Origin of the sequence: Nocardia inohanensis NBRC 100128 (genome assembly GCF_001612945.1) — a bacterium.
Taxonomy (GTDB): Bacteria; Actinomycetota; Actinomycetes; order Mycobacteriales; family Mycobacteriaceae; genus Nocardia; species Nocardia inohanensis.
The window spans coordinates 749,225-774,738 of sequence record NZ_BDBK01000001.1; the positions used below are offsets into that span (position 1 = coordinate 749,225).

The following is a 25,514-nucleotide window of genomic DNA, read 5'->3' on the forward strand; positions in this document are numbered from 1 at the left end:
GCGGGCAATTTCGTCAGTTGGGGGTGCGAACCCGTTCGCGGGCACGGGCTTCCAGTTCGCGAGCGCGCCGCTGGGCGACCGCCGCTTCCTGTTCCCGGGCTCGGACGGCGTCCTGCGCCGACTGAGCCTGCCCGACCTCCAACAGCATTCGGACGGCCGCGAGTTCGGGGGAGATGCCCATCCGCGAAAGATGCTGAGCCAGAGCGGCTCGGCGCTCCACCGAGTCGTAGCGTACGAGTGACTTGTTGATGGCCGCCTGGGTAGCCGCCATACGCCCGGCCTCGGCCTGCGCGGCGAACTTGTCCTTCTCGAGGGAGAGTCCCTTTTCGAGAGGCGGCTTTTCGAGTATGCGCGTGAGCTCGAGGTTGCGCGGATCCTTGGCCTTGGCATCCGCGGCTTCGCGGAGCTGACGCTCGCGAGCCTCTTTCTGCCGGGCTTCGGTGACCTTGACGCGGGCTTCCGCTTCCTTCTGGCCACGTTCCCGGGTGCGCAGCGCGACAAGTGTCGCGAGCTGCAACATTTGCCTCATCATCGCCGCGGTTTCGCGGCCGATGTCGTCGAGTTCCTCGGCCATTGCCTGCTCCCCGATGCTGCAGTGATCACTATGGATGATTGTGGTGCTTCGTCGTGAACATCGCCACACGAACGGTGGTTCGGATAGCCATGTCCCGCCTGCAAACGTGGACACCGGGAGTAGTGGAGGCGTTGGAGCGGGCCCGGTGGGGGTGACCCGGTGGGCTTTACTACGCCGCTTCGTACTCCGTTCTACGAGGTTACCAGCGAAAACTCGGATACCGCCGTACGCGCGCGTCGCGATCCAGCATATATCGCACAATTCCGGCACGGGGACGAAAACTTCGGATTTTCTTTGGTTAGGAAAGCCTTACACCGGACGTTCACGGGCGGTCTGGACGAGTGTCCGTCGGAAAAGGAACGGGCCCGGCGCTGGTGTGCGCCGGGCCCGAAAAACCATACCGCTCAGTTGATTCCGACCGACTCGATATTCACAACCGCGTTCGGCGAGCCGTCCGCGCCGCCGCCGCGGACGCCCTGGCCCGCCACCTTGTCGAGGGTGGCCAGGCCGGCGTCGTCGATGGTGCCGAAAATCGTGTACTGCGGCGGCAATTGGGAATCGCCGTAGACCAGGAAGAACTGGCTACCGTTGGTGCCCTTGCCATCCGTGCCGGTGGAGCCGACGCCGTAGTTGGCATTGGCCATGGCGATCACGCCGCGCTTGTAGGCGACCGGCGACTGGAGCGCCGGATCCTGCGCAGAGTACTGATCGGTCGGATACTCGTTGTCGAATTCGTAACCCGGACCGCCGTTTCCGGTGCCGGTCGGATCGCCGCACTGGAGCACCTTCAGCCCCTCGCCGGTGGTCAGGCGGTGGCAGCTGGTGCCGTCGAAGAATTTCGCCTTGGCGAGGGTCTCGAAGCTGTTGACCGTGCAAGGGGACGCGGCAGCGTCCAGGGTCAGGCCGATCGCGCCCTGGCTGGTCTGCATGGTGGCCTTCGCCTGCCCGGTGGTCGAGACGTTCTCCGCGCCCGGCTTGGTGACCGGTCGGTCCGCGGGCTGCTGGGAATCGCGGTAACCGCAGTTCACCGCCGCGGGCTTGGCCTTCGCCTTGGGCGGCGCGGACGCCAGCGAAGCCTCGGGGGTGTCCTTGGCAGCGGTCGAGCTGTCGTCACCCTTGGTCAGGAACCAGATGAGGCCACCGGCCGCCACGACGACCACGACGCCCAGTGCCGACGCTGCGATGGTGAGTTGCTTACGCTTGCGCGCCCGCTGGGCCCGGTTGGCCAGTTGACGCTCCAGCTTCCGTTTCGCCGCAGCGCGTCGCTGTTCATTGCTCGGCACTAGCCATTCCCTCCGTATCGGTTGCTTCCGGGGTAAGAGTGTGCCATCACTTCCTGAGACGTTGCCTTATAACCGGGTGTCAATACCGGTTGGACTTGCGGGGCGGCCATCGTGGAAACTGGTTGATCGTGACCAAGACCAGCAGCTTCAGCGCCCCGAGAGGTGTCCCGGACTATCTTCCGCCGACCTCCGCCGAGTTCGTCGCCGTCCGCGACGCGCTCGTACAGACCGCCCGTTTGGCCGGTTACGGGCATGTCGAGCTGCCGGTTTTCGAAGAGACCGCCCTGTTCGCGCGCGGTGTGGGGGAGTCCACCGATGTGGTCTCCAAGGAAATGTGGACCTTCGCCGACCGCAACGGTGAGAGCTTCACGCTGCGGCCCGAAGGCACCGCCGGGGTGATGCGCGCGGTCATCCAGCACGGCCTGGACCGCGGCCAGCTGCCCGTCAAGCTCTGCTACGCGGGGCCGTTCTTCCGGTACGAACGCCCGCAGAAGGGGCGCTACCGGCAGTTGCAGCAGGTCGGCGTGGAGGCCATCGGCATCGATGATCCGGCCCTCGATGCCGAAGTGATCGCCATCGCCGACGCCGGTTTCCGCTCGCTCGGACTGGACGGTTTCCGCTTGGAGATCACCTCGCTCGGCGACGAGACCTGCCGCCCGCAGTATCGAGAACTGTTGCAGGAGTTCCTCTTCAAGCTCCCGCTGGACGAAGAGACCCGCCGCCGTGCCGAGATCAACCCGCTGCGCGTGCTCGACGACAAGCGCCCCGAGGTCAAGGAGATGACCGCCGGCGCGCCGCTCATGATCGACCACCTGTCGGAATCGGCCAAGGCGCACTTCGATCTGGTCCTGGGGTACCTCGATGCCCTCGGCGTGCCGTACGTGGTCAACCCGCGCATGGTGCGCGGCCTCGACTACTACACCAAGACCACCTTCGAATTCGTGCACGACGGCCTCGGTGCGCAATCCGGCATCGGCGGCGGCGGCCGCTACGACGGGCTGATGGCCGAACTCGGCGGACAGCCGCTCTCCGGCATCGGCTTCGGCATCGGCGTCGACCGCACCGTGCTGGCCCTGGAAGCCGAAGGCAAGTCCGCCACCGACGGCACCCGCGTCGACGTCTTCGGCGTCCCGCTCGGCGATGTCGCCAAGCAGCGCTTGGTCGCCGTCGCCGCCGAACTGCGCGCCGCCGGCATCCGCACCGACCTCGCCTACGGCGGCCGCGGCATGAAGGGCGCGATGAAGGCGGCCGACAAGTCGGGGGCCCGCTTCGCCCTCGTCCTCGGCGATCGCGAGGTAGCCGACGGCGAGATCGGCCTGAAGGACCTGAGCAACGGCGAACAGCGCCAGCTGCCCTTGGACGGCATCGTCGCCGAGGTGGCCGCCGCTCTCGCGCAGGGCTGACCGAAACGCCGTGCCCCGGGCGAGTCGTCCGGGGCACCGCCCTGTCCGTGAATCCCGGTGTGCGGGTACCGATCCTGGTAGCGTGCCCTGCGGTGCGTGGGCCGGTGGCTCACACCGGATGTGCACCCATCCCGACCTGGACGAATGTGTGGCCGTGAACGAACAAGGCAAATCCGAGCCCGCCGCCGAGGTCGGGCTCGACCTGATCGCTCCCGAGATGTACGCGCCCGCGCTGCGGCGGCTGGCGCTGGCGGCACTGGGCGTCGGCATCGGGGTGGGGTTGCTGCTGGCGCTGGTGGTGAGCTGGCCGGTGGCCGTCGCGGCCGGAGTGGTGATCGGCGCGCCCACCGCGCTGTACGCGGTGGCGGTGCAGCGGCGGCGAATCCGGTTGGCGGGCACCGAGATTCGGGCGCGGACCTGGACCGGTGAGCATCGCCTGGATTTGGCGGCGGCGACCGGGGTCGAGATCCTGGTCTATCCCGGACGGCTGAGCCGGGTCGTCTTGCGCGCCACCGCCGGGCCCGATGTGCGGATCGTGCCGCTGGCCATGTACACCGACTCCGGCAGCGGGCGCGAACTGCACATCCTCGGGCTGCGCAAGCTCGCCGACGCGCTCTCCTCCTGTGCGCTGGTGCCGGCCTTGGCCGTATCGGAGCTGCTGGTGCGGCAGTTGCGGGCGGAGGCGCGGGACGCGGTCGCCGAGGAACGACCGCTGTATCGCGCGGCGCGGCTGGTGCGGGACCGGGACGCGGTCTCCTCGGTGGTGCTCTCCGATGCCGATATCGCGGAGCTGGTGCGATAGCTCGCGAGCGGGCGAGTGTCTGGTTGCTCACGACGGCTGGGATCCGGCGGTGAGCGGTCGATAGGGTGGTTTACGGAGTGTTCGACCACGCCCGATGCGAGGAGTTCGACGTGAGCAGTGCCGCTCGTCCCGTGACCGTCACCGTGACCGGCGCCGCCGGCCAGATCGCCTACGGATTGCTGTTCCGGATCGCCTCCGGTGCGCTGCTCGGGCCCGATACTCCGGTGAAGTTGCGGCTGTTGGAGATTCCGGCCGCGGTCTCCTCGCTCGAAGGCGTGGCCATGGAGCTCGAGGACGGGGCGTTCCCGCTGCTGGCGGGGATCGATATCTCCGATGATCCGTGGGTGGGGTTCGATGGCGCGAACGTGGCGCTGCTGGTCGGGGCGCGGCCGCGGACCGCGGGCATGGAGCGCGGCGATCTGCTCGCCGCCAACGGGCCGATCTTCACCGATCAGGGCGCGGCCATCAATGCCAATGCGGCCGAGGATGTGAAGGTGCTGGTCGTGGGGAATCCGGCCAACACCAATGCCTACATCGCCATGAGCAATGCGCCGGATGTGCCCGCCGGGCGGTTCACGGCCTTGACCCGCCTGGACCACAATCGCGCGATCGCGCAGGTGGCCAAGCGAACCGGGGCGGCGGCGGCCGATATCCACCGGATCGCGATCTGGGGCAATCACTCGGCCACGCAGTATCCGGATCTGTTCCACGCCACCGTGAACGGCGAGCCCGCGCTCGACCTGATCGGCGACCGGGCCTGGCTGGCAGCGGATTTCATTCCGACCGTGCAGCAGCGCGGCACCGCGATCATCAAGGCGCGCGGCGCTTCCTCGGCGGCCAGCGCGGCGAGCGCGGCCATCGATCACATCCACGATTGGGCCCTGGGCACCGCGCCGGGGGAGTGGGTGTCGATGGCGGTCCCGTCGGACGGGTCCTACGGGGTCCCCGAGGGGCTCATCAGCTCGTTCCCGGTCACCTGCGCGAACGGTGAATACACCATCGTGCCGGATCTGGCGATCGGCGAATTCTCCAGGGCGCGTATCGATCTCAGCGTGGCGGAGCTGGAAGCCGAGCGCGACGCGGTGATCGAGCTCGGCTTCGCCAAGCAGGTCTAGCTCAGTTTGGCGATCACATTGTCGCCGTACCACTTGATCTTGGTGATCTTGTCCTCCAGGGACTCCGTGTCCTGCTCCTTGGCGTAGGAGTTGCGGAACCCGACGATGGCGTCGGTGATGCCCTTCTCCTCCAGGCGCTTGACCCCGTCCGGGGTGTAGGCGTCCAGGGATACGGCGTGGATCTCGAACTCGCCGGGATTGTCACGCTCGCTGCGCAATTCGTTGATCCGGGCCAGGTACTTCTCCAGATCGTCGGCATTGCCGCCGGCGTGCATCCAGCCGTCGCACAGGCGGACCGCGCGCTTGAGCGCGGCATCGCTGTGCCCGCCGATCAGGATCGGCAGCGGCTCGGTCGGAGCCGGGGTCATCTTGATCTTGGGAATGTCATAGAACTCGCCGTGGTACTCGAAGTACTCACCGGTGGAGAGCCCGCGCACGATCTCGATGCACTCGTCCAGGCGCTTACCGCGCTTCTCGAACGGCACGCCCATGATCTGGAAATCCTCCGGCCACGGGCTGATGCCCACGCCGAGCGCGAAACGGTTGTTGCTCAGGCGGGCAAGCGAACTGGCCTGCTTGGCCACCAGCACCGGCGGGCGGATGGGCAGTTTGAGCACGAACGGGGTCAGCCGCAGCGTGGTGGTGGCCGCCGCGATGGCCGCCGACAGTACGAAGGTCTCGATGAACGGCTTGCCGTCGAGGAACTCGCGATTGCCGTCGGCGTTGTACGGATACTTGGAATCCGATTCGGCCGGATAGGCGATGCTGTCGGCGATGGTGATGCTGTGAAAACCCGCGGCCTCGGCAGCCTGCGCCAGCGGGACGTAGTAGTCCGGATTGGTCATCGCCTCGGCGTAGGTGAAGCGCATCGATCGTCCTCTCGACAGTGAGCAGTGCGAAAACTAGAACAGATTCTAGTTGTGCTGCTGATGCTAGCCGCAAGCTCGCGGACCGGCAGCGGAACCTCTGATCCGCGCCCCGGCGCGGTCGAAAGCGCAGGGCGATTTAGACAGTGGTACCGCACACCGGGACCGCCGGGGCGTAGCCGTCCCGCTAACCGAGATCCGCCGCCGACGGGGTTGCTTCGGGATTCTGGATCTTGTTCTATGGGCACATGACGATCGCCATCACGGGCTCGGCCTCGGGTATCGGCGCGGCCACCGCCGCCGCCCTGCGGGCCGCCGGACACGACATCATCGGCATCGATCTGCGCAATGCCGACGTGACCGGTGACCTCACCGATCCCGCCGTGCGCGCGGCGGCCGTCGAGGCGATCCTGGAGCGCTGCGGCGGTGTGCTCGACGGACTGGTGCTCTGCGCCGGTGTCGGCCCGCAGGTACCGGACCCGAACTTCGTCGTGGAGATCAACTACCGGGCCACCGTCGCCCTGCTCGACGCCTTGCTGCCCGCCTTGCAAAAGGGCGAAAACCCTGCGGCAGTGGTGGTTTCGTCGGTCGCCTCCACCCACATCAAATGGGAGGAGAACCCGATCGCCAAGGGCGCCGAGGCCGAAGCCTTCGCCGCCGCCGGCGATTACGCGGGCTCCTACGCCTATGCCGCCTCCAAGAACGCGGTCACCGTCGCGGTGCGTCAGCGCGCCGTCGAATGGGGTGCGGCGGGGGTGCGGCTCAACACCGTCGCGCCCGGATCGGTCGATACGCCTTTGCTGCGAGCCGGTCTCGACGACCCGCGCTACGGCGAGGCCATCCGCAACTTCACCTCACCGATCGGCCGCAATGGCGAACCGGGCGAAATCGCTTCGCTCATCACGTATCTGCTCGGTCCGCAGGCCGGTTTCATTCACGGCGCGCAGTTCGTCATCGACGGCGGCACCGACGCTCAGGCCCGCCCGAGCGCGGTCTGATCGAAAAGTTTTGGTACAACTGAAGACACAGAGATTCGGCGAGCCCGGCACAACCGGGCCCACGAACGGTGGTCGGTAGCCCGCGGGGTGTACATCCGTAGTGTCGGCCCCACTCGATGCCGTGGCGGCGGAGCAGCTACTCCGTTCGCCACGGCATCACTCTTTTCCGGGTCGGTCAGACCTGGTCGGATTCGTAGTCGCCGGTGGCTTCTTCCTCGGGCCGGCCGATCACGCCCGGCGACGCGGCACCGAGATTGCCGGTGAGTTCGCTTTCGCCGGAGACGTTCTGATACGGCTGCACCGAACGGGAGTGCTCCGCATCGGAGCCGCCGCCACGGCCCGCGCCCGCCGCGGCGGGGGAGCCCATGAAGCCCGAGCCGGCCGCGGCTCCCGCACCCGCCATGCCTGGCAATCCGGAGCCGAACGGATTCGCCGCGCCCGCAGCGGCTTTGCCGCCGGGGATGGACGAACCGGGGCCGCCGGGCTGCGAGGACAGCCCGCCGACGCCGCCGATACCGCCGCCGCCACCGCCGCCGCCACCCGCGCCGCCGCCTCCGCCCAGGCCCGCGGCCATGGTGTCGGGATCGGTGCCCGAAGGTTTACCGTCGCCGGTGCCCGTGCCGCCGGCGCCGCCGGACTGGAGGCCGGATTCCAGCAGGCTCTTGGCCTGCTCCAGGATCGGCTGGCCGACGTTCTCGGCGAGGGATTTGGCGACATCCGCCGGGTTGGCGCCGCCCGACTGACCCATCAACTGGCCGATGATGCCGTTGAGTTGCGCTGTGGGAGCGGCGAGTTCGCCACGGGTGGTGTTCACGACCGTGATCGCCGAGGCCAGATGCTCGGTCGCCGAGGCGATGAGCGCGGTCTGCGCGGGCGGGGTCAGGATGACCGGTGCCAGCGCGGTGGCCTGCGCGACGAAGGACTGCACGATGGCGGTGAGCTCGATATTGCCGCGCTGCACGATGGCGGCGGCCTGCTCGGTGAGCGCGGAGAGATCGAAACCGCGCTGGGCGGTCTCCTCGCCGTGGTTCTGCGCCTGCTGCCCGGCGGACTGCGCGCTCTGCGACGCCTTGCCCTGCCAGAGGCTCTCGACGGTCTTGAGCGCGCCGGTGCCGACCGAGACGGCGCTCTCGATGAACTTGGAGCCCTGGCTGAGCAGTGTGGCGGGGTTGAACGAGCCGAGCACGCCGGTGCCGAAACTGTTGAGCAGCTGCTGGAACGGCTGGAACAGCACGTCCATGCCGGGGATCGCGGGGAGGGCGAGGCCCTTCATCAGGTCCCCGACCGGGTCGGCGGAGAGCGCGGGGAGGGTGGGCAGGTTCGCGGCGGCCTGGACCAGCGCCGACTGCGCGGCGGCGAAGGCGGCGGGGGCGTTGTGCAGCGCGGACTGGGCATCGTTCAGCGCCGAATGCGCGTCGCCGAGGACACCCTGGGCGTCGGTGAGGGCCTGCTGGGCCCCGGTGAGCACGCCGTGCGCGCCGTCGAAAGCGCCATCGGAGACCGAGGCCGCGACGGTGTCCGCGCCGCGCGCGCCGCCCGGCATACCGTGCGGGAGGCCGCCGGACAGCGGGGACGATCCCTGCTCGAACTCCTTGCGGGACAAGGCGAATGCGGGCGGTTCGAAGGGTGCTACCGCATCGGGGAGCTGTCCCAGCGGCAGATTCGGGAAGATGCCGGTGGGGTCCAGGACGGCGGCCGGTGCGGCAGGGGCAGGTGCCTGCGCGGGCACCGAGCCGATCACGCCGGATTCACCGATGCTCATGCGAGCTCCCCGAGGCCGCCCGCGACATTGCCCAGCCCGGCGGCGAAATCGCCATCGGTGGCCTCGTACGCCCCGGCGGATCCGAAGGCCGCCTGCCCGATCTCGGCGAAGCGTCCCGAGAGCGCGTTGATGTCCTTGTCGTGCAGCAGCTCGGCCACCGCGAAGCTGGCCAGGAAGTCCGCGCCGATCAGCCCGAAGGCCGGGGTCATCGCGGCCACGTGGGATACGGTGTCCAGGCCGCCCGCGCCCGCGATGTCGGCGGCGACGCCGTCCTGTGCCGCGGCGAAGGTCCGGACCGCTTCGGTATCGACCGACAGATCGGCCATGAGTGCCCCCCAAATCGTCGTGGACATGCGAACAGGGAATATATCGCATCGGGCGTCTACCTCGGCGTGCCGAGTGCGCCACACTCCGTGGCCGAACCGTGGTTGCAAATTAGAACAAGTTCTATATTCTTCATCACATGAAGGTCGCAGTCACCGGCGCCGCCGGCTTCCTTGGCACCAATTTGCTTCGCCTGCTTACGGATCGGGGCCACGAGGTCACCGCCATCGATCGTGTGCAGGGTGCGGCGCAGCCGGGTGTCACCTGGCTCAGCGGCGATGTGCTGGACCCCGCGTCCATGCGCAAGACCCTGGACGGCGCCGAGGTGGTCTACCACCTGGTCGCACTGATCACCCTCGCCCACAAGAACGATCTCGCGTGGCGGGTCAACACCGAGGGCGTGCGCGTGGTCGCCGAGGCCGCCAAGGCGGTCGGCGTGCGGCGCATGGTGCACACCAGTTCCATTCACGCGTTCAACCAGTACAGCTGCGGCGGGCGGATCAACGAGCGTTCGCCGCGATCGGTGAATCCGGATCTGCCGGTGTACGACCGCTCCAAATGGCAGGGCGAGATCGAGCTGCGCAAGGTCATCGAGACCGGTCTGGACGCGGTGATCTGCAACCCGACCGGGGTGTACGGGCCGGTCGACAACACCGACTCGCGCATCAACGTCACCCTGCGCGACGCCGGTCGCGGGCGGGTGCCGGTCATGATCTCCGGCGGCTTCGACCTGGTCGACGTGCGCGATGTGGCGCAGGGCCTGGTGCTCGCGGGCGAGCGCGGCAAGACCGGCGAGAACTACCTGCTCGGTGGGCACTTCACCGAGATGCTGGCGGCCACCCGCCTCGCGGCGACCATCAACGGAAAGCTCAAGCCCGCCTTCGCGATTCCGGCCAAGGTCATCGACGCGCTGATGCCGGTGCTCGAGCCCGCCGCCAAGGCTTTCGGCTCCGACCGCATCTCCAAGGCGTCCATGGGCGCGCTGCTCTCCGCGCCGATCGTCGAACACGACAAGGCCACCGCGGAGCTCGGCTACCGGCCGCGCCCGGCCGAGGAGACCATTCGCGACCTGATGGCCTTCTACAACGGTGCGACCATCACCGCCGACACGCAGAAGATCGCTTGACAGTTCGATAGAACAGATGTTCGACTTGGGTGGTGCGATGGCAAAGCCAGACCCTGGACGCCGATGACGGCGCGCTGCCCGGGCTCGAACGTGCCGGTTTCGTACGCAGCGTACAGACGCCCGAATTCGAGGGCATCACCTTCCACGAGGTGCTGTGTAAGAGCGCGCTGAACAAGATGCCCGACGGGGGTTCACTGCCGTTCAACTGGACGGTGAACCCCATGCGCGGCTGTTCGCACGCCTGCCGGTACTGCTTCGCCCGCCCCACCCACGAGTATCTGGATCTCGACGCGGGCGCGGACTTCGACTCGCAGATCGTGGTCAAGACCAATGTGGTGCCGATCCTGCGCAAGGAGCTGCACAAGCGGTCGTGGCGGCGGGAAACCGTTGCGCTGGGCTCGAATACGGATCCCTACCAGCGCGCCGAGGGGCGCTACCGGTTGATGCCGGGCATCATCGGCGCGCTCGCCGAATCCGGGACCGGGTTCTCGATTCTCACCAAAGGCACGCTCATGCGGCGGGATCTGCCGCTGCTCACCCAGGCCGCGCAGCAGGTGCCGGTGCATTTGGCGGTATCGCTGGCCATGCTCGATGCCGATCTACAGCGCAGTCTCGAACCCGGCACGCCCTCGCCGCGAGCGCGGCTGGACCTGATCAGCTCCCTCGCCGATGCCGGATTCGCCGTGAATGTCATGGTGGCGCCGGTCATTCCGTACCTCACCGATTCGAGCACGCAGCTCGACGAGCTGTTCGGCGCGATCGCCGACGCCGGCGCGGCGAGTGTGGTCGCCTTCCCCATGCACCTGCGCGGTTCCACTCGCGGCTGGTTCCTGAACTGGCTCGCCGAAACCCACCCGGCGCTGCTGCGACGCTACCGGCAACTGTATGGTCGGGGAACTTCGGTCACCCCGGAGTATTCTGCGTGGCTACGCGGCCGTATCGAGCCGTTGCTGGAGAAACACCGCTTGAACCGCGAACGGCCGAACGAGCCCGGAGTTCGTTCCGGCCCATCGCACCCTGACGACCGGCAACTGGCGCTTTTCGCCTGAAACCGGCCGAGATTCCTGCTTCAACCGCTAACTTCGCAGGCGTGTCGCGAATAAGGCGGAGTAGTTTGGCGTTGGTACCTCACACTGACGAGGAAGTGATGCAGGCGCATGGTTTCGCAGCGTGACCACTCGGTGGCGGCCCACGAAAACGGCGGCCCCACCGAGAAATTGGAAAGGGTCGTAATTCGCTTCGCGGGGGATTCGGGTGACGGTATGCAGCTCACCGGTGACCGCTTCACCCACGAGGCCGCCGCATTCGGCAACGATCTCGCCACCCAGCCGAATTTCCCCGCCGAGATCCGAGCGCCCCAGGGCACCCTGCCCGGCGTCTCGTCGTTTCAGATCCAGATCGCCGACTACGACATCCTCACCGCCGGTGACCAGCCCGATGTGCTGGTGGCGATGAATCCGGCGGCACTCAAGGCGAACCTGGAGGATCTCGCGCGCGGGGCCATGGTGATCGTCAATACCGACGAATTCACCAAACGCAATCTGGCCAAGGTCGGGTATGCCGGTGATCCGCTCAGCGATGAGACGCTGACCGATTTCGTGGTGCACCGGGTGCCGATGACATCGCTGACGCTCGGGGCGACCGAACCGACCGGTGTGGGCAAAAAGGATGGGCAGCGGGCGAAGAATATGTTCGCGCTGGGATTGCTGTCCTGGATGTACGGGCGGCCGCTCGGCGGCACCGAACAGTTCATGCGGGAAAAATTCGCGTCGAAACCGGATGTGGCCGAAGCGAATATCCTCGCATTCCGGGCGGGATGGAATTACGGCGAAACCACCGAGGCGTTCGCCACCACCTATGAGGTCGCGCCCGCGACGCTGCCGACGGGGACGTATCGGCAGATCACCGGTAATACCGCCCTCGCCTATGGGATTGTCACCGCCGGGCAATTGTCCGGATTGCCGGTATTTCTGGGGACGTATCCGATCACGCCCGCCTCGGACATCCTGCATGAGCTGAGCAAGCACAAGAACTTCGGTGTGACGACGTTCCAGGCCGAAGACGAGATCGCCGGAATCGGTGCGGCGCTGGGGGCTTCGCTGGGCGGGGCGCTCGGGGTGACCAGCACGTCCGGGCCGGGGCTGGCGCTCAAGAGCGAGACCATCGGGCTGGCGGTGATGACCGAATTGCCGCTGCTGATCATCGATGTGCAGCGCGGCGGGCCCTCGACCGGGCTGCCGACCAAGACCGAGCAGGCCGATCTGTTGCAGGCGTTGTACGGGCGCAACGGTGAATCGCCGGTGCCGGTGCTCGCGCCGCGCTCGCCCGCGGACTGCTTCGATACCGCGGTGGAGGCGGCGCGGATCGCGCTGACCTATCGCACGCCGGTGCTGCTGCTGTCCGACGGATCCATTGCCAACGGTTCGGAGCCGTGGGCGATTCCGCAGGTCACCGACCTGGCGCCGATCGATCCGGCGTTCGAACCCGCTGCCGCCGAAGGGGATTCGTTCCAGCCGTATGCCCGCGATCCCGAGACCCTAGCCCGGCCGCTGGCGGTGCCCGGCACCAAGGGGCGCGCGCATCGCATCGGCGGGCTCGAAAAGGCCGACGGCTCGGGCAATATCTCCTACGAACCGGCCAATCACGAACTCATGGTGCGGTTGCGGCAGGCCAAGATCGACGGGATCGCCGTGCCGGAGCTGGCAGTCGATGATCCGAGCGGGCGCGCCGAACTGCTGCTCATCGGATGGGGGAGTTCCTACGGGCCGATCGGCGAGGCGTGCCGGCGGGCGCGGCGGCGTGGCGTTCCGGTCGCGCAGGCGCATCTGCGGCATCTGAACCCGTTCCCGCCCAACCTCGGTGAGGTGCTCCGCCGCTATCGCACCGTCGTCTGCCCGGAAATGAACGGCGGTCAGCTGGCCATGCTGCTGCGCGCCCGGTATCTCGTCGACGTGCAGCCGTGGACCAAGGTCGCCGGAACCGCCTTCTCCGCACAGGAACTGGTCGGTGTGATCGACGCGGCGCTGGACGGCGATATCGCGGAGATGGAACAGACCAAAGCCTTCACCGCTCGTGCGCGGGCCACCTACCGCACCTCAGGGGGTAAGTGATGACCATTCTCGAAAACCCGCTCGTCGGAACCGATCTCGGGCTCACCGGCCTGTCCGGCGTGCCCACCACCGACCGGCCGCAGAAAGCCAAGGACTACACCACCGATCAAGAGGTGCGCTGGTGCCCCGGCTGCGGTGACTACGTCATCCTCGCCACCGTGCGCGGATTCCTGGCCGAACTCGGCCTCGAACGCGAGAACCTGATGTTCGTCTCCGGGATCGGCTGCTCGAGCCGGTTCCCGTATTACCTGGAGGCGTACGGGATTCACTCGATCCACGGGCGCGCACCGGCCATCGCCACCGGTATGGCGGTGACCCGTCCCGACCTGTCGGTCTGGGTGGTGACCGGTGACGGCGACGCGCTGTCCATCGGCGGCAATCACCTCATCCACGCGCTGCGCCGCAATGTGAACATGACAATCCTGTTGTTCAACAACCGGATCTACGGTCTCACCAAAGGCCAGTACTCACCCACCTCCGAAACCGGCAAGGTCACCAAATCCACCCCCATGGGTTCGGTCGACCACCCCTTCAACACCCTCTCGATCGCCCTGGGCGCCGAAGCCACCTTCGCCGCCCGCGCCCTCGACTCCGACCGCGCCGGCCTCAACGAAGTACTGCGCGCCGCCGCCGAACACCGCGGCACCTCCTTCGTCGAAATCCTCCAGGACTGCCCCATCTTCAACGACGGCTCCTTCGACGCCCTCCGCCGCGAGAACGCCGAATCCCACCTCATCCGCCTGCACCACGGCCGGCCCATCCGCTTCGGCGCCGACAACGAATTCGCCGTCGTCCGAAGCGGTTTCGGCCTCCGCGTAGCAGACACCGGCACCGTCGCCGAATCCGACATCGTCATTCACGACGCCTACAGCGACGACCCCGAATACGCCTACGCCCTCTCCCGCCTCTCCGACCAGGACCTCTCCCGCGTAGTGACGGGCGTCTTCCGCAGTGTCACCCGCCCCACCTACGACGACGGCGTCCGCGCCCAACTCGAAACCGCGGCCGAGGCCGAACCGGTAACCGAGAACTCCCTGCAATCCCTGCTCACCGGCCCCGAAACCTGGACGGTCAGCTGACGTTTCAATTCCGCGGCTACGGTCGGCACGCCGCTCGACGAACGGACCGCACACGATGAAAGTCCCCCGCGGCGAAGGACTGTTCGCGGGCACCGCCTGGCATTACGCGCGCTACCGACCGGGCTACCCGCAAGCCTTCCTCGACGACCTGATCCACCACCTGCATCTCACCGGCCCCAGCCGCCTCCTCGATCTAGGTTGCGGGACAGGCCAATTGACCCTCCCACTCGCACCCCACGTCACCGAAGCGGTCGGCATGGACCCCGAACCTGAAATGCTCAGCGAAGCCGCCCGGCAAGCGAACAACCTCGGCCTCACCAATGTGGTTTGGGTAAAAGGCAATTCAGCCGACCTCCCCGCCGATCCAGCTCACTTCACCCACGTCACCATGGGCCGCTCATTCCACTGGATGCATCGAGACCAAGTCCTCACCGCTCTCGACGAAATGGTCGACCCCGCCGGCACCCTGATCATCGCCAACGACAGCTGCCTGGTCTGCCCGTCCACCCCCTGGCAGCAAGCCATCGAGGACATCCAACGCCGCTTCCTCCCACCGGACCACCAGCACGGACCGGCTCCCACAGCCACTCCCGATCGCACCCACGAACAAGTCCTGGCCGATTCACCCTTCCCCCGCGTGAATCGACGACTCTACGAATTCCAACGCCCCTGGACCCTCGAACAAGCCCTCGGCTACCTCTACTCGACCTCCCTACCCCTCCTCGAACTACTAGGTGACCGTCGCCCCGCCTTCGAAGCCACCCTCACCGACACCCTCCTCACCATCGAACCCACCGGCCACTTCACCGAGCCCGTCACGCTGGAGGTCCTGACAGCCACCAGGACTTGAAGCCGGATCAGCGTCTCGCCGGCCACCCCACCCGGTTGGACGGGGCGCGCACACTGGAGTTATGGACCCTGTCGTCGCTTTGCGTCAGATCGCGTTCTACAAGGATCGTGCCCGGGAGGAGGCCAGGCGGGTTATGGCCTATCGGAACGCTGCCGACATTGTGGAGCGGTTGGATGTGGGGGAGCGGGAGCGGTTGGGGGCTTCCAATGGGTGGCAGTCGTTGCGGGGGATCGGGCCTAAGACGGCGGAGGTGATCGCGCAGGCTTGGGCGGGGCGGGAGCCGGATGTGCTGGTGGCTTTGCGGGGTGCGGCCGGGGATTTGGGGGGTGGGGGGATGCGGGCGGCGCTGAAGGGGGATTTGCATGTTCATTCGAATTGGTCGGATGGGTCGGCGCCGATTGCGGAGATGATGGGGGCGGCCCGTGAGTTGGGGCATGAGTACTGTGCGCTGACCGATCATTCGCCGCGGCTGACGGTGGCCAATGGGTTGTCGCCGCAGCGGCTGCGGGAGCAACTCGAGGTGATCGATGGGTTGCGGGAGCAGTTCGCGCCGATGCGGATTCTTACCGGGATCGAGGTCGACATTCTCGATGACGGGTCGCTCGATCAGGAACCTGAGCTGCTGGAGCGGCTCGACGTCGTGGTGGCTAGCGTGCACTCGAAGTTGAAGATGGATGCGGCTGCGATGACGAAGCGGATGGTTGCGGCGGTGGCGAATCCGCATACGGATGTGCTCGGGCATTGCACGGGGCGGCTGGTGGAGGGGGGCCGGGGGACACGGGCCGAGTCGCAGTTCGATGCGGAGCGGGTGTTCACGGCGTGCCGGGAGTACGGGACGGCTGTGGAGATCAATTCGAGGCCGGAGCGGCGGGATCCGCCGACGCGGTTGCTGAAACTGGCGCTGGAGATCGGGTGCGACTTCGCGATCGACACCGACGCGCACGCGCCGGGGCAGCTCGACTTCCTCGGGTACGGCGCACAGCGGGCCATGGACAACGGGGTGCCGGTCGAACGGGTGGTCAATACCTGGGCGGTGGACGAGCTGCTGGCCTGGACCGCGAGTTGACCGGAATGGTTGGGGCGCAGGGGATTCGCGCCGTCAGGTGACCACTTTGCCGATGAGCGTGATGATCACCAGGATGCCTGCCACGATGACGACGGCTTCATGCCCTGCCGACCGGGCATAGTCGAAAACCGATGCTGTTACGAGAACCGTGATCACCAGGAACAGCAGGTGCTTCACGGGATAACCCTTGACCACCTACCGATTATGGATCACTGATTCGCCTGCGCCCCAAACGATCTCGTGATGTGGCAGGGAACGGCCGCCGCAGGGGCAGTGCATCGGCGGTAGTGTCAGGCGCGCGGTTTCGGACGGGCGAAGCGGCGCATGATCGGCAGGTCGACCCAGTGGTACAGCGCCGCCGCGATCGCGGTCGCGACGACCAGGCTCAGCAACGCGAATCCGGCCCAGCCCAGGATCCCGAACTGCTTGCCGCCGATCAGGTATCGGGTCACCACCACCATGACCGGGAACTGGATCAGGTAGAAGGCGAAGGACACATTGCCCAGCCACACCATGCGCGGATGCGAATTCAGGCCGCGGATGCCCGCCAGGTCACGGGCCGCCAGCGTCGCCACCACCGCCGTCATCGGGGCCAGCAGCAGCACCGACATCTTGTAGTTCACCGGCACCACCCAGGTCGCGGCGTACGCGACGACCAAAGCCAGCAACGGCCAGGTCATGCGCGTATTGCGCCAACGACCCTCGAGCACCATCCGCGCGGCCAGCACGCCCAGGAAGAACTCCGGCAGTCGCGAGAGCGGGAAGGTGTAGCTGAGCCAATACGACAGCGACACCGGGATATTCGGCTGCACGAACCAGGCGGGGGAGGCGTGCAGTTCGTAGTAGGGCGAGTTGTCGCCCGGAACCAGCCGGGGCGCAAAGGCATTCGCGATGCCCTTCGGTCCGTCCACCCACAGGAAGTACGCCGTGTGCAGCGCCACGATACCGAGCATGAGCACGCCCATCGCCAGCAGCAGCCGCCGGGTCGGGATGCGCATGACGAGCGGCAGGATCAGCGGAAAGCTCAGGTAGAAAAGCATTTCCGCGGCCAGTGACCAGGCGGGCACGTTCAGCCCGCCGACGGTGGTCGACTTCGGTACCCAGGTGTGCACCAGCAGCAGGTTCGGCACCCACACGATCAGCCGGGACAGCGGCACGCTCGCCACCACGATGAACGCGGCCGCCGCCAGCAGATGGGTCGGATAGATCTTCAGCACTCGCCGGCGATAGAACCCGGTCACCGACATGCCGGGCTTGAACGACCAGTAGATGATGAACCCGGAAAGCACGAAGAAGAAGGTGACACCCGCCGCGCCCAGCTGCATCGGAATCCACTGGTGGATGTGGCGGAACAGCTCCGACTTCTGGAACGGATAGACCGGCAGGAAAACCAAGGCGTGCAACACGAATACCGCGAACGCCGCCCACCAGCGCGCGCCGGTCAGCGACGGCAGCGCGGGGCGGGACGACGTGGCGGGCCGCTCCGCCGGGGCCACAGTGCTGCGCTGGCCGGCCGATGCGGCCGCCTCGGGAGTGATGGTCATCGCCCATACCGTTCTTCGAGTGCCTTGGCGACCACCGCGTCACCGGCGGGGGAGGGGTGGAAAGGCAGGCCGTCGATCTTGCCGCCCGGCGAGAACACCCCGTTCACCCACGGCTCCGCCGAGCACAGCCCGTGCCCGGCCGTCAGCGCGCGCGCATCGAGGAATTCGAGGTTCAGTCGTTGCGCCGCTTCACGTTGCGCGGCATCGATCCGGTTGAAGGATTCGACGATGGTCCGCCCGCGCGGCTGCACGAACGGCACGAAACCGAAGAAGTCGAGGCAGACCGCGTCCGCGGTGGACTGCACCACCTCCGGGTAGCCGACCAGCACGATGCGCGCATTGGGTGCGTAATACCGGATGTAGGTCACCACATTGCGGATCCGGTCGGCGTAGGCCGCGCCCGAGATGGTGTGCGAGTCGGGCATGCGCCCGGCGCTGACCGCGTCGGTGTCACACCCGTCCTCCAGGTTGAACACGCAGTCCCGCATGGCATCCCACAGCCGCGTCTGACTGCCGCCCCAGTGGTCGTTGAGCCCGAACTGGATGGTCACCAGCTTGGTTTTGGGCCCGAACGCGCCCGCCTGGTCGGCCTCGCGGGCCTCCACGGCGAGGGTGTAGCCGGGGCCGGTGTCGATCGAGGCGCCCACACAGGATCGGTCCGCGACCTGGTCGGTGCCGTGGATGCCCATCAGCCTGCTCAGCTGTGCCGGCCACGCGGTGTCGCCGCGCAGGCAGGTCTGCTGGGCGGCCAGTGGATCCCAGTCGTTGGCGGTGAACGAATCACCCAGTACGACAAGCTCTTTGCCCCCGGCGGGATCGGCCGCCGCACTTACGCCCCCGGACATGGTGGCCGCGATGGCGACCGCCGCGGCGGTGGCGCAGAGCGACCGTCCGCCTCGGGTGTGGAACCTCATCTAACCTCGAATCGCATATTGAACGGCGAGCGTTTCACTTCGCGGGAGTGTACATAGCGCTCGCCGCCCGCGGGCCGAATCCGCACAAGCCGTCAAAGGCCGGGGCATTCGCTGGAATCGAGGGCAGACAGTACGGCCCCGGTCCGATCGGACCGGGGCCATAGGGAGACGGTGTGCTCAGCGCAGCGCGGTCGGATTGTTCAGATCGCGCGCATTATAGGTGTCGCAGGATTTGACCTGGCCGGTCTTGTACCCGGCGAGGAACCACTTCTGCCGCTGCTCGGACGAACCGTGCGTCCAGCCCTCCGGATTCACGCGCCCCGTGGACGCCTTCTGGATGCGGTCGTCGCCCACCGCGGAGGCGGCCGAGAGCGCATCGCGAATATCGTTCTCGGACAACGTCTTCAAGAACGGAGTGTTGCTTCCCGGTGCGGGGAGCTTATCGGCGTAATAGGCCCAGACGCCCGCGTAGCAGTCGGCCTGGAGCTCGGTGCGGACGGCGCCGGACTCCGGTCCCTGCGGATCACGCTGGGCGCGATTGATATCGCCGAGCAGGTTCTGGATGTGATGGCCGAACTCGTGCGCCACCACGTACTCCTGCGCCAGCGGCCCGCCGCTCGCACCGAACCGATCCTTGAGTTCCTGGAAGAAACTCGTATCGAAGTAGGCGGTGGTGTCCGCGGGGCAGTAGAACGGACCGACCGCCGAGGTGGCCCGGCCGCATCCGGTGCTCACCGCGCCGGAGAACAGCACCACCTTCGGATCCACGTATTTGCGATTGGTCTGCTTCGGCAGTTCCGTGCCCCAGACATTGTCGAGGCTCTGCACGGTGAGAATGACGCGGCAGTCGACGTACTTGTTGGCGTCGGCGCCGGTCTTGCAATGATCGGGAGTAGTGGTGCCCTGCTGTGACGTATTGCCGTCGGCCCCGGTGAACTGGCCGAGAATCGAACCCGGGTCGCCGCCGAGCAGCAGGGAGACCACGAGTGCCACCAGACCGAGCGCACCGCCTCCGAGTACCAACCCGCCGCCCATACCCGGTCCGCCACTGCCGCCACTGACCCGGTCCGGGTCGATTTGCAGGCCCTCGTTGAAGGTCATGGCTATCACTGTGACATGGGCGAGTGGATATCGGTTTCCACTCGGGGAACGTGTCTCACTACGATAGGTTCCGCATCCCGCAATCCATCGAAAGGAATACCGTGCTGCGCACCCACTTGGCAGGTTCGCTGCGAAGCGAGCACGCCGGTCAGACCGTCACCCTCACCGGCTGGGTGGCTCGGCGGCGAGACCACGGTGGCGTCATCTTCATCGATTTGCGTGATGCGTCCGGTGTTTCGCAGGCCGTGTTCCGGGAGGGCGTGCCCGCCGAGCAGGCGCACAAGCTGCGCAACGAGTTCGTGGTGAAGGTCACCGGCGTGGTCGAGAACCGCCCGGCCGGTTCCGAGAACCCGAACCTGCCGACCGGCGCCATCGAGGTCAATGTGACCGAGCTCGAGGTGCTGAACGAGGCCGCGCCGCTGCCGTTCCAGCTCGACGACGAACCCGGCGAGGAAGCCCGCCTCAAGTACCGCTACCTGGACCTGCGCCGCGAAGGCCCCGCCCACGCGATCCGGCTGCGCTCCAAGGTCAATGCCGCCGCCCGCGAGGTGCTGGCCAAGCATGCTTTCGTCGAGGTCGAGACCCCGACCATGACGCGCTCCACCCCCGAAGGCGCGCGCGACTTCCTGGTGCCGGCGCGTTTGCAGCCGGGCAAGTTCTACGCCCTGCCGCAGTCGCCGCAGCTGTTCAAGCAGCTGCTGATGGTCGGCGGCATCGAGCGCTACTACCAGATCGCGCGCTGCTACCGCGACGAGGACTTCCGCGCCGACCGGCAGCCCGAGTTCACCCAGCTCGACATCGAGATGAGCTTCGTCGAGCAGGAAGATGTGATCCTGCTGGCCGAGGACATCCTGGCCGCGCTGTGGAAGCTGGTCGGCTACGAGATCAAGACGCCGATCGCGCACATGACCTACGCCGATGCCATGCGGCGCTTCGGTTCCGACAAGCCGGACCTGCGGTTCGGGGTCGAGATCACCGAAATGATGGAGTACTTCAAGGAGACTCCGTTCCGGGTGTTCCAGTCCCCCTACGTCGGCGCGGTCGTGATGCCCGGCGGCGCCTCGCAGCCGCGGCGTCAGCTCGACGCCTGGCAGGACTGGGCCAAGCAGCGCGGCGCGAAGGGCCTGGCCTACATCCTGTTCAACGAGGACGGCACCCTCGGCGGCCCGGTCGCCAAGAACCTGTCCGACACCGAGCGCGAGGGTCTGGCCAAGCAGGTCGGCGCGAACCCCGGCGACTGTGTGTTCTTCGCCGCCGGCGACGCCAAGTCCAGCCGCGCGATCCTGGGCGCGGCGCGTGGTGAGATCGCCCGCAAGTGCGGTCTCATCGACGAGAACGACTGGGCGTTCGTGTGGATCGTCGACGCCCCCATGTTCGAGCCGGCCGCCGACGCCACCGCGAGCGGCGATGTGGCGCTGGGCCATTCGGCCTGGACCGCGGTGCACCACGCGTTCACCTCGCCCAAGCCCGAGCACCTGGACACCTTCGACACCGACCCCGGTTCGGCGCTGGCCTACGCCTACGACATCGTCTGCAACGGCAACGAGATCGGTGGCGGTTCCATCCGTATCCACCGCCGTGACGTGCAGGAACGCGTGTTCAAGGTGATGGGCATCGGCGAAGAGGAGGCTCAGGACAAGTTCGGCTTCCTGCTCGACGCCTTCTCCTTCGGCGCTCCGCCCATGGGCGGCATCGCCTTCGGCTGGGACCGCATCACCGCCCTGCTGGCCGGGGTCGACTCCATCCGCGAGGTCATCGCTTTCCCGAAGTCCGGTGGCGGCGTCGACCCGCTCACCGACGCGCCGACTCCGATCACCTTGCAGCAGCGCAACGAAGCGGGGCTGAACGCCAAGCTCGACGAGAACGGCGTGCCGCTGCCGCTCGAAAAGAAGTAACCACCCACCGGGTTCCGGGTGGCGCGGTCCGCATCTCGCGATGCCGACCGCGCCACACTGGTTTTCGTCCTTTGCGGCCCTGCCGCGTCGCGCTCGGTTTCCGGGCCGCTCGATGTTGCCGCGTCACACTGGTTTTCGGCCTGGTCGCGGCGTTGCCGCACCGCGTCGGCGCTACCCGCCCACGACACCACCGAGTTTCGAGCGTTCCTGATACTTGCTGGTCGGCGGATAGGCTGCACCCTGGTCGATACCGCACGGTATCGACGGGCCGCGACCGAAGGGGAACGGGTGCTGCACATCCGGGTGATCTGCCCGCCGGAATCGACCGATGCCGTGCTGTCCGCGCTGCGCGCCGAAGCCGGAGCGACGCTGGTGACGGTGCAGCGCGGGGCGGCGGTCGAGCCCGCGGGTGATGTCATCGAGGCCGAGGTGGCCCGTGAATCCGGCAATGACGTGCTGCGAATGCTGAAGAGCCACAATGTGGAGCGCACCGGCGGCATCGTGATCGAATCGCCGGGCACGGTGTTGTCGGCGGCGGCGCAACGCGCGGTGAAGGCCGCGCCGGGGGATCCCACCGACGCGGTGGTGTGGGAGGGCCTCGTAGCGCAGACGCACGAGGAATCGACGCTGAACCCGACCTTCCTGGCGTTCATCACCATCGCCTGCCTGCTCGCCGTGGTCGGCGTCGCCACCGACTCCCCGGTCACCGTCGTCGGTGCGATGGTCGTCGGCCCGGAGTTCGGGCCGCTCGCCGCGATCGCGGTCGCTCTGGTACGCAGCGACTTCCGGCTCGCGCGGCGCTCGGCCATCGCGCTGCTGGCCGGGTTCCCGTTCGCCATGGGCATCGCCGCGCTGGCCTCCATGCTCTTCGAACACCTGGGCTGGATCACCGTCAACAGCATCGACGACATCCACAATGTGGACTTCATCTACCAGGTCGGGCCGTTCTCCCTGGTGGTCGCGCTGCTCGCCGGGGCCGCGGGCATGCTGTCGCTGGTGACCTCGAAATCGGCTGCGCTGGTGGGCGTCTTCATCTCCGTCACCACGATTCCGGCGGCCGGATTCGCGGCGGTGGCGGCCACCATCGGCGAATGGGAGAAGGCGTTCATGTCCATCGGCCAGCTGGGCGTGAACATGACCGGGATCGTGATCGCGGGCATCATCGTGTTGCAACTGCGCCCCCGCCACGGGAGCGAGGGCGGGCCACTGCATCGGCTGCGACGGTGGTGGCTGGACCAGAACGACTGAGCGGCAATCGATCTAGTAGTGCGCGATCAGGCCGCCGGTCAGGGTGCGGTAGGCGTAGGTGACCGCGATGGCGCAGACCGGGCCGGCGATCAACAGGCCGAGACCGCAGAGCAGCACGCCGACGAAGGTGATCACCAGGACGGCCAGGGCCAGTAGTGCGACCTGGAAGGCGTTGCGGACGACCAGCTGGGCGCTGGACTTGATGGCGGTCAGCGGGTCCTGGCCCTGATCGATCACGAAATGCAGTGCGAACATGCACAATACGCCGACGATCACGACCGGGAAGACGCACAGCAGGGACGCGATGAGCGCGGCCACGAAGACGATGAGCGCGGTGATCAGCACATTGCCGGCATTCACGAAACCGAAGAAGGCCGGGAAATCCGGTGGGGTGCCGTCGGTTTCGTAGAGGGCGCCGCGGATCATGGCGGCCTGCAACAGCCAGACCACCAGCGCGGCCACCGCGAACAGCAGCAGCACCGCCGACGGCGATTCCACCTGGACCACATTCACCAGCAGGGTGACGACCAGCCAGGCGATCAGGCCGACGAGCACCATGCCGGCCCAGGGGAGTGGGTTGAGCTTGAAGCGATTCCACCCGTAGTAGATGGCGTGGCCGACATCCAGCGTCACGCGTTGCGGGGCGGGCGGCGGCGGTGCGGAGACCTCACCGGGAGCGCCCGGCCGGTAACTGCCCTGCGGCGGAAGATTGCCCGATTGGTCCGATCCAGGCGGCATCGTGCTCTGATACCCGGCACCGGGAGGAGGCGAACCGTATGGTTGCTGGGCGCCGGGGTAACCACCACTGGACGCTCCCGAATGCGGGGGCATGGCCGGCGGCGGTTCCACCGCCTCGCTGCCGTAGTGCGCGGCGCCCGGACCTTCGAACTGCGGGTATCCGGCCAGACCGGGCATTTCGTGCCGACCGGCTCCGGGACCGTGCGCGCCGGCCGCGGAATGCGGTGCGGTCTGGGGGTTTTGGTGCTGCCCCGGAGCGCTCGGATACTGCCTGCCACCCTCCTCTGCGGGCAGGTCGCCGGAGGGGTCCCGTGGTGCTGAGGGCGGCGTGCCAGTCATGGTCACAAGCCTTTCACATTTCCCGGTTTACGGTGTGGCGCACGGCAGTTGAACATGAGACAACTAGACGCTCTAGGTTGTGTCAAGCAACCAGCGCCGCGTGGGCAAACCCTTCACAAAGACACGCCGGACGACGCGCGAAAGGTTGCGCAACCGCTCGCTGAAAGTGACCTGATGCGAGTAACTTGGGATCCGATGACCGCACTATTGGCCGAACGCGCCGCCGAAGTCGTGTCCGCGGCACAACAGTTGCTCACAAAGCGAATGGGTGCTCCGGTAAAGCTGAGCGATCCTATGGAACTCAGCGGCAGTGGTAGGACGACGGTGCTACGCGTCCGTGTTGCAGAGAACGCCTTCTCACTTCCACGCACCTTGATAGTCAAGCAGGTGCGCGGCGCCGCGAAGGATCGACGCACCGGAGGCATGGCACCCGGAGTCGCGAGTATCGACTCCGCTTTCCTCCGGGAAGCGGTGTCCTACCAGTTCACTACCGCACTGGGACGGGACCACCGGCCCGGCGCCTACCTATTGGGCTACAGCCTGCCCGAACGCCTGCTCATCCTGAGCGACCTCGGTGAGAACACCTCACTCACCGCGGTGCTACAGGCCGGAGTCGAGCCCGCCGGGCGCAATGCCCTCATGGCATTCGCGCAGGCACTGGGCCGCATGCACGCCGCAACCGTCGGCCGCGAAGCCGATTTCGTCGCCCTGCTACGCCGGGTCGACGTGGTGCATCGCGTCGACGGCATCGCGCAACAGGCCGAATCCGCGGTCGCCGAAGTGCCGCTCATGCTCGGGCGCGAGATGGGCATCGAGGTGCCGGGTGAGATCGCCGAACGCATCGTGCGCGGCAATCGCCTCTTCTCCGCTGGCCGCTATCGCGCGTTCAGTCCGTCGGACCTGTGCCCGGACAATGTCATCCTCAACGACGAGGGCGCGCGGTTCCTCGACTACGAGTGGGGCGGCTTCCGGGACGCCACCCTCGATATCGCCTATGCGCTGGTGTCGTTCCCGGGGTGCCTGTGCGATTTCGAGCTGTCGCGGGAACGCGCCCGGCAGATGGTGGAGGCGTGGCGCTCGGAAGTGGTCGCGGTCTGGCCCGCGCTCGCCGACGACAATGTGCTCGCCGAACGGATTCTCGAGGCCCGGCTGATCTGGGTGTGGTTGTCCACCTACTGGTTCCTGCCCGCCGACCACACGCGCATCGCCGCGGCCCGCGAACACGGCCTGTCGATTCCGCGCTCGGCCGCGCTGATCAATCGGTGGGCCGCGCTCGCCGAGGACGCGCGCTGCACCGGCGACGACACCCTGGGCGATTTCGCCGAGCACGTGTCGGCCACGCTCGAGGAGCATTGGGAGGAATAGGACGAAACGGAA

Annotated in this window: 23 protein-coding genes; 13 read left to right on the top strand and 10 right to left on the bottom strand. The window is 67.2% G+C overall.

Annotated elements, in window-relative coordinates:
• Positions 1 to 13 precede the first annotated feature (13 nt).
• On the bottom strand, positions 14 to 574 hold the full coding sequence (locus NI1_RS03650; RefSeq protein ID WP_067813983.1) for a hypothetical protein: 561 nt from the start codon (positions 572 to 574) through the stop codon (positions 14 to 16).
• A 404-nt stretch (positions 575 to 978) separates the two neighbouring features.
• On the bottom strand, positions 979 to 1,857 hold the full coding sequence (locus tag NI1_RS03655) for a peptidylprolyl isomerase (RefSeq protein ID WP_067813985.1): 879 nt from the start codon (positions 1,855 to 1,857) through the stop codon (positions 979 to 981).
• 128 nt (positions 1,858 to 1,985) lie between these two features.
• Here NI1_RS03655 and hisS point away from each other — a divergent pair, with 128 nt between their 5' ends.
• From hisS to NI1_RS03670, 3 genes are all read left to right on the top strand, one after another.
• Positions 1,986 to 3,260, top strand: a complete 1,275-nt coding sequence (gene hisS, locus NI1_RS03660; protein ID WP_067815246.1) for a histidine--tRNA ligase — start codon at positions 1,986 to 1,988, stop codon at positions 3,258 to 3,260.
• A gap of 118 nt (positions 3,261 to 3,378) precedes the next feature.
• Entirely contained in the window at positions 3,379 to 4,062 is a 684-nt protein-coding gene (locus tag NI1_RS03665; protein ID WP_169815533.1) for a hypothetical protein, read from the top strand.
• 110 nt (positions 4,063 to 4,172) lie between these two features.
• A complete protein-coding gene (locus NI1_RS03670) occupies positions 4,173 to 5,177 on the top strand; it encodes a malate dehydrogenase (RefSeq protein WP_067815252.1) in 1,005 nt (334 codons plus the stop codon).
• Here NI1_RS03670 and NI1_RS03675 read toward each other — a convergent pair.
• A complete protein-coding gene (locus NI1_RS03675) occupies positions 5,174 to 6,046 on the bottom strand; it encodes a TIGR03619 family F420-dependent LLM class oxidoreductase (protein ID WP_067813987.1) in 873 nt (290 codons plus the stop codon). The genes NI1_RS03670 and NI1_RS03675 overlap by 4 nt on opposite strands.
• Positions 6,047 to 6,291: 245 nt before the next feature.
• Between NI1_RS03675 and NI1_RS03680 the strand changes: the two genes are divergently transcribed.
• The gene (locus NI1_RS03680; protein ID WP_067813989.1) at positions 6,292 to 7,041 is read left to right on the top strand and encodes an SDR family oxidoreductase; all 750 of its coding nucleotides are present in this window, start codon (positions 6,292 to 6,294) and stop codon (positions 7,039 to 7,041) included.
• 175 nt (positions 7,042 to 7,216) lie between these two features.
• On the opposite strand, the gene NI1_RS39795 is transcribed toward NI1_RS03680, so the two are convergent.
• Both NI1_RS39795 and NI1_RS03690 read right to left on the bottom strand, forming a co-directional pair.
• The gene (locus tag NI1_RS39795) at positions 7,217 to 8,803 is read right to left on the bottom strand and encodes a hypothetical protein (RefSeq protein ID WP_067813991.1); all 1,587 of its coding nucleotides are present in this window, start codon (positions 8,801 to 8,803) and stop codon (positions 7,217 to 7,219) included.
• On the bottom strand, positions 8,800 to 9,156 hold the full coding sequence (locus tag NI1_RS03690; RefSeq protein ID WP_245663047.1) for a type VII secretion target: 357 nt from the start codon (positions 9,154 to 9,156) through the stop codon (positions 8,800 to 8,802). Before NI1_RS03690 ends, NI1_RS39795 begins: the two co-directional genes overlap by 4 nt.
• Before the next feature lie 110 nt (positions 9,157 to 9,266).
• On the opposite strand from NI1_RS03690, the gene NI1_RS03695 reads away from it, so the two are divergent.
• The 6 genes from NI1_RS03695 (at position 9,267) to NI1_RS03720 (ending at position 16,358) form a co-directional block, all read left to right on the top strand.
• Entirely contained in the window at positions 9,267 to 10,253 is a 987-nt protein-coding gene (locus NI1_RS03695) for an NAD-dependent epimerase/dehydratase family protein (RefSeq protein WP_067813995.1), read from the top strand.
• 32 nt (positions 10,254 to 10,285) lie between these two features.
• Positions 10,286 to 11,302, top strand: a complete 1,017-nt coding sequence (locus tag NI1_RS03700; protein WP_067815255.1) for an Rv2578c family radical SAM protein — start codon at positions 10,286 to 10,288, stop codon at positions 11,300 to 11,302.
• Between the two features lie 108 nt (positions 11,303 to 11,410).
• Entirely contained in the window at positions 11,411 to 13,363 is a 1,953-nt protein-coding gene (locus NI1_RS03705; protein WP_067813997.1) for a 2-oxoacid:acceptor oxidoreductase subunit alpha, read from the top strand.
• On the top strand, positions 13,363 to 14,442 hold the full coding sequence (locus NI1_RS03710; protein WP_067814000.1) for a 2-oxoacid:ferredoxin oxidoreductase subunit beta: 1,080 nt from the start codon (positions 13,363 to 13,365) through the stop codon (positions 14,440 to 14,442). Before NI1_RS03705 ends, NI1_RS03710 begins: the two co-directional genes overlap by 1 nt.
• Positions 14,443 to 14,497: 55 nt before the next feature.
• Entirely contained in the window at positions 14,498 to 15,292 is a 795-nt protein-coding gene (locus NI1_RS03715; protein WP_067814002.1) for a class I SAM-dependent methyltransferase, read from the top strand.
• 61 nt (positions 15,293 to 15,353) lie between these two features.
• Entirely contained in the window at positions 15,354 to 16,358 is a 1,005-nt protein-coding gene (locus NI1_RS03720; RefSeq protein ID WP_067814004.1) for a PHP domain-containing protein, read from the top strand.
• Between the two features lie 33 nt (positions 16,359 to 16,391).
• On the opposite strand, the gene NI1_RS37745 is transcribed toward NI1_RS03720, so the two are convergent.
• From NI1_RS37745 to ypfJ, 4 genes are all read right to left on the bottom strand, one after another.
• Positions 16,392 to 16,553 carry a hypothetical protein gene (locus NI1_RS37745; protein WP_157534934.1) on the bottom strand — a complete coding sequence of 54 codons (162 nt, stop codon included), beginning with the start codon at positions 16,551 to 16,553 and terminating at the stop codon, positions 16,392 to 16,394.
• 95 nt (positions 16,554 to 16,648) lie between these two features.
• Positions 16,649 to 17,902 (bottom strand): acyltransferase family protein, encoded by a 1,254-nt coding sequence (locus tag NI1_RS03725; protein ID WP_084522509.1) that lies wholly within the window; start codon positions 17,900 to 17,902, stop codon positions 16,649 to 16,651.
• Positions 17,899 to 18,816 carry an SGNH/GDSL hydrolase family protein gene (locus NI1_RS03730; RefSeq protein ID WP_067814006.1) on the bottom strand — a complete coding sequence of 306 codons (918 nt, stop codon included), beginning with the start codon at positions 18,814 to 18,816 and terminating at the stop codon, positions 17,899 to 17,901. Before NI1_RS03730 ends, NI1_RS03725 begins: the two co-directional genes overlap by 4 nt.
• Before the next feature lie 177 nt (positions 18,817 to 18,993).
• Positions 18,994 to 19,917, bottom strand: coding sequence for a KPN_02809 family neutral zinc metallopeptidase (gene ypfJ / locus NI1_RS03735; protein ID WP_067814008.1), 924 nt, complete (start codon positions 19,915 to 19,917; stop codon positions 18,994 to 18,996).
• A gap of 101 nt (positions 19,918 to 20,018) precedes the next feature.
• Between ypfJ and aspS the strand changes: the two genes are divergently transcribed.
• Both aspS and NI1_RS03745 read left to right on the top strand, forming a co-directional pair.
• Positions 20,019 to 21,812, top strand: coding sequence for an aspartate--tRNA ligase (aspS, locus tag NI1_RS03740; RefSeq protein WP_067815262.1), 1,794 nt, complete (start codon positions 20,019 to 20,021; stop codon positions 21,810 to 21,812).
• Positions 21,813 to 22,100: 288 nt separating this feature from the next.
• On the top strand, positions 22,101 to 23,060 hold the full coding sequence (locus tag NI1_RS03745) for a DUF389 domain-containing protein (RefSeq protein WP_067814009.1): 960 nt from the start codon (positions 22,101 to 22,103) through the stop codon (positions 23,058 to 23,060).
• Positions 23,061 to 23,072: 12 nt separating this feature from the next.
• Here NI1_RS03745 and NI1_RS36935 read toward each other — a convergent pair whose 3' ends face one another.
• Complete coding sequence (locus NI1_RS36935) at positions 23,073 to 23,798, bottom strand: hypothetical protein (protein ID WP_245663048.1); 726 nt, start codon at positions 23,796 to 23,798, stop codon at positions 23,073 to 23,075.
• Between the two features lie 534 nt (positions 23,799 to 24,332).
• Between NI1_RS36935 and NI1_RS03755 the strand changes: the two genes are divergently transcribed.
• The gene (locus NI1_RS03755) at positions 24,333 to 25,502 is read left to right on the top strand and encodes a phosphotransferase family protein (RefSeq protein WP_067814011.1); all 1,170 of its coding nucleotides are present in this window, start codon (positions 24,333 to 24,335) and stop codon (positions 25,500 to 25,502) included.
• Positions 25,503 to 25,514 lie beyond the last annotated feature (12 nt).

Bases quoted from the DNA above. Each gene is read 5' to 3' on its own strand.
- NI1_RS03650 (WP_067813983.1), bottom strand. From the start codon at position 574: ATGGCCGAGGAACTCGACGACATCGGCCGCGAAACCGCGGCGATGATG.
- NI1_RS03665 (WP_169815533.1), top strand. From the start codon at position 3,379: ATGTGCACCCATCCCGACCTGGACGAATGTGTGGCCGTGAACGAACAA.
- NI1_RS03675 (WP_067813987.1), bottom strand. From the start codon at position 6,046: ATGCGCTTCACCTACGCCGAGGCGATGACCAATCCGGACTACTACGTC.
- NI1_RS03680 (WP_067813989.1), top strand. From the start codon at position 6,292: ATGACGATCGCCATCACGGGCTCGGCCTCGGGTATCGGCGCGGCCACC.
- NI1_RS39795 (WP_067813991.1), bottom strand. From the start codon at position 8,803: ATGAGCATCGGTGAATCCGGCGTGATCGGCTCGGTGCCCGCGCAGGCA.
- NI1_RS03690 (WP_245663047.1), bottom strand. From the start codon at position 9,156: ATGTCCACGACGATTTGGGGGGCACTCATGGCCGATCTGTCGGTCGAT.
- NI1_RS03695 (WP_067813995.1), top strand. From the start codon at position 9,267: ATGAAGGTCGCAGTCACCGGCGCCGCCGGCTTCCTTGGCACCAATTTG.
- NI1_RS03705 (WP_067813997.1), top strand. From the start codon at position 11,411: ATGGTTTCGCAGCGTGACCACTCGGTGGCGGCCCACGAAAACGGCGGC.
- NI1_RS03710 (WP_067814000.1), top strand. From the start codon at position 13,363: ATGACCATTCTCGAAAACCCGCTCGTCGGAACCGATCTCGGGCTCACC.
- NI1_RS03715 (WP_067814002.1), top strand. From the start codon at position 14,498: ATGAAAGTCCCCCGCGGCGAAGGACTGTTCGCGGGCACCGCCTGGCAT.
- NI1_RS03720 (WP_067814004.1), top strand. From the start codon at position 15,354: ATGGACCCTGTCGTCGCTTTGCGTCAGATCGCGTTCTACAAGGATCGT.
- NI1_RS03725 (WP_084522509.1), bottom strand. From the start codon at position 17,902: ATGACCATCACTCCCGAGGCGGCCGCATCGGCCGGCCAGCGCAGCACT.
- NI1_RS03730 (WP_067814006.1), bottom strand. From the start codon at position 18,816: ATGAGGTTCCACACCCGAGGCGGACGGTCGCTCTGCGCCACCGCCGCG.
- ypfJ (WP_067814008.1), bottom strand. From the start codon at position 19,917: ATGACCTTCAACGAGGGCCTGCAAATCGACCCGGACCGGGTCAGTGGC.
- NI1_RS36935 (WP_245663048.1), bottom strand. From the start codon at position 23,798: ATGCCGCCTGGATCGGACCAATCGGGCAATCTTCCGCCGCAGGGCAGT.
- NI1_RS03755 (WP_067814011.1), top strand. From the start codon at position 24,333: ATGACCGCACTATTGGCCGAACGCGCCGCCGAAGTCGTGTCCGCGGCA.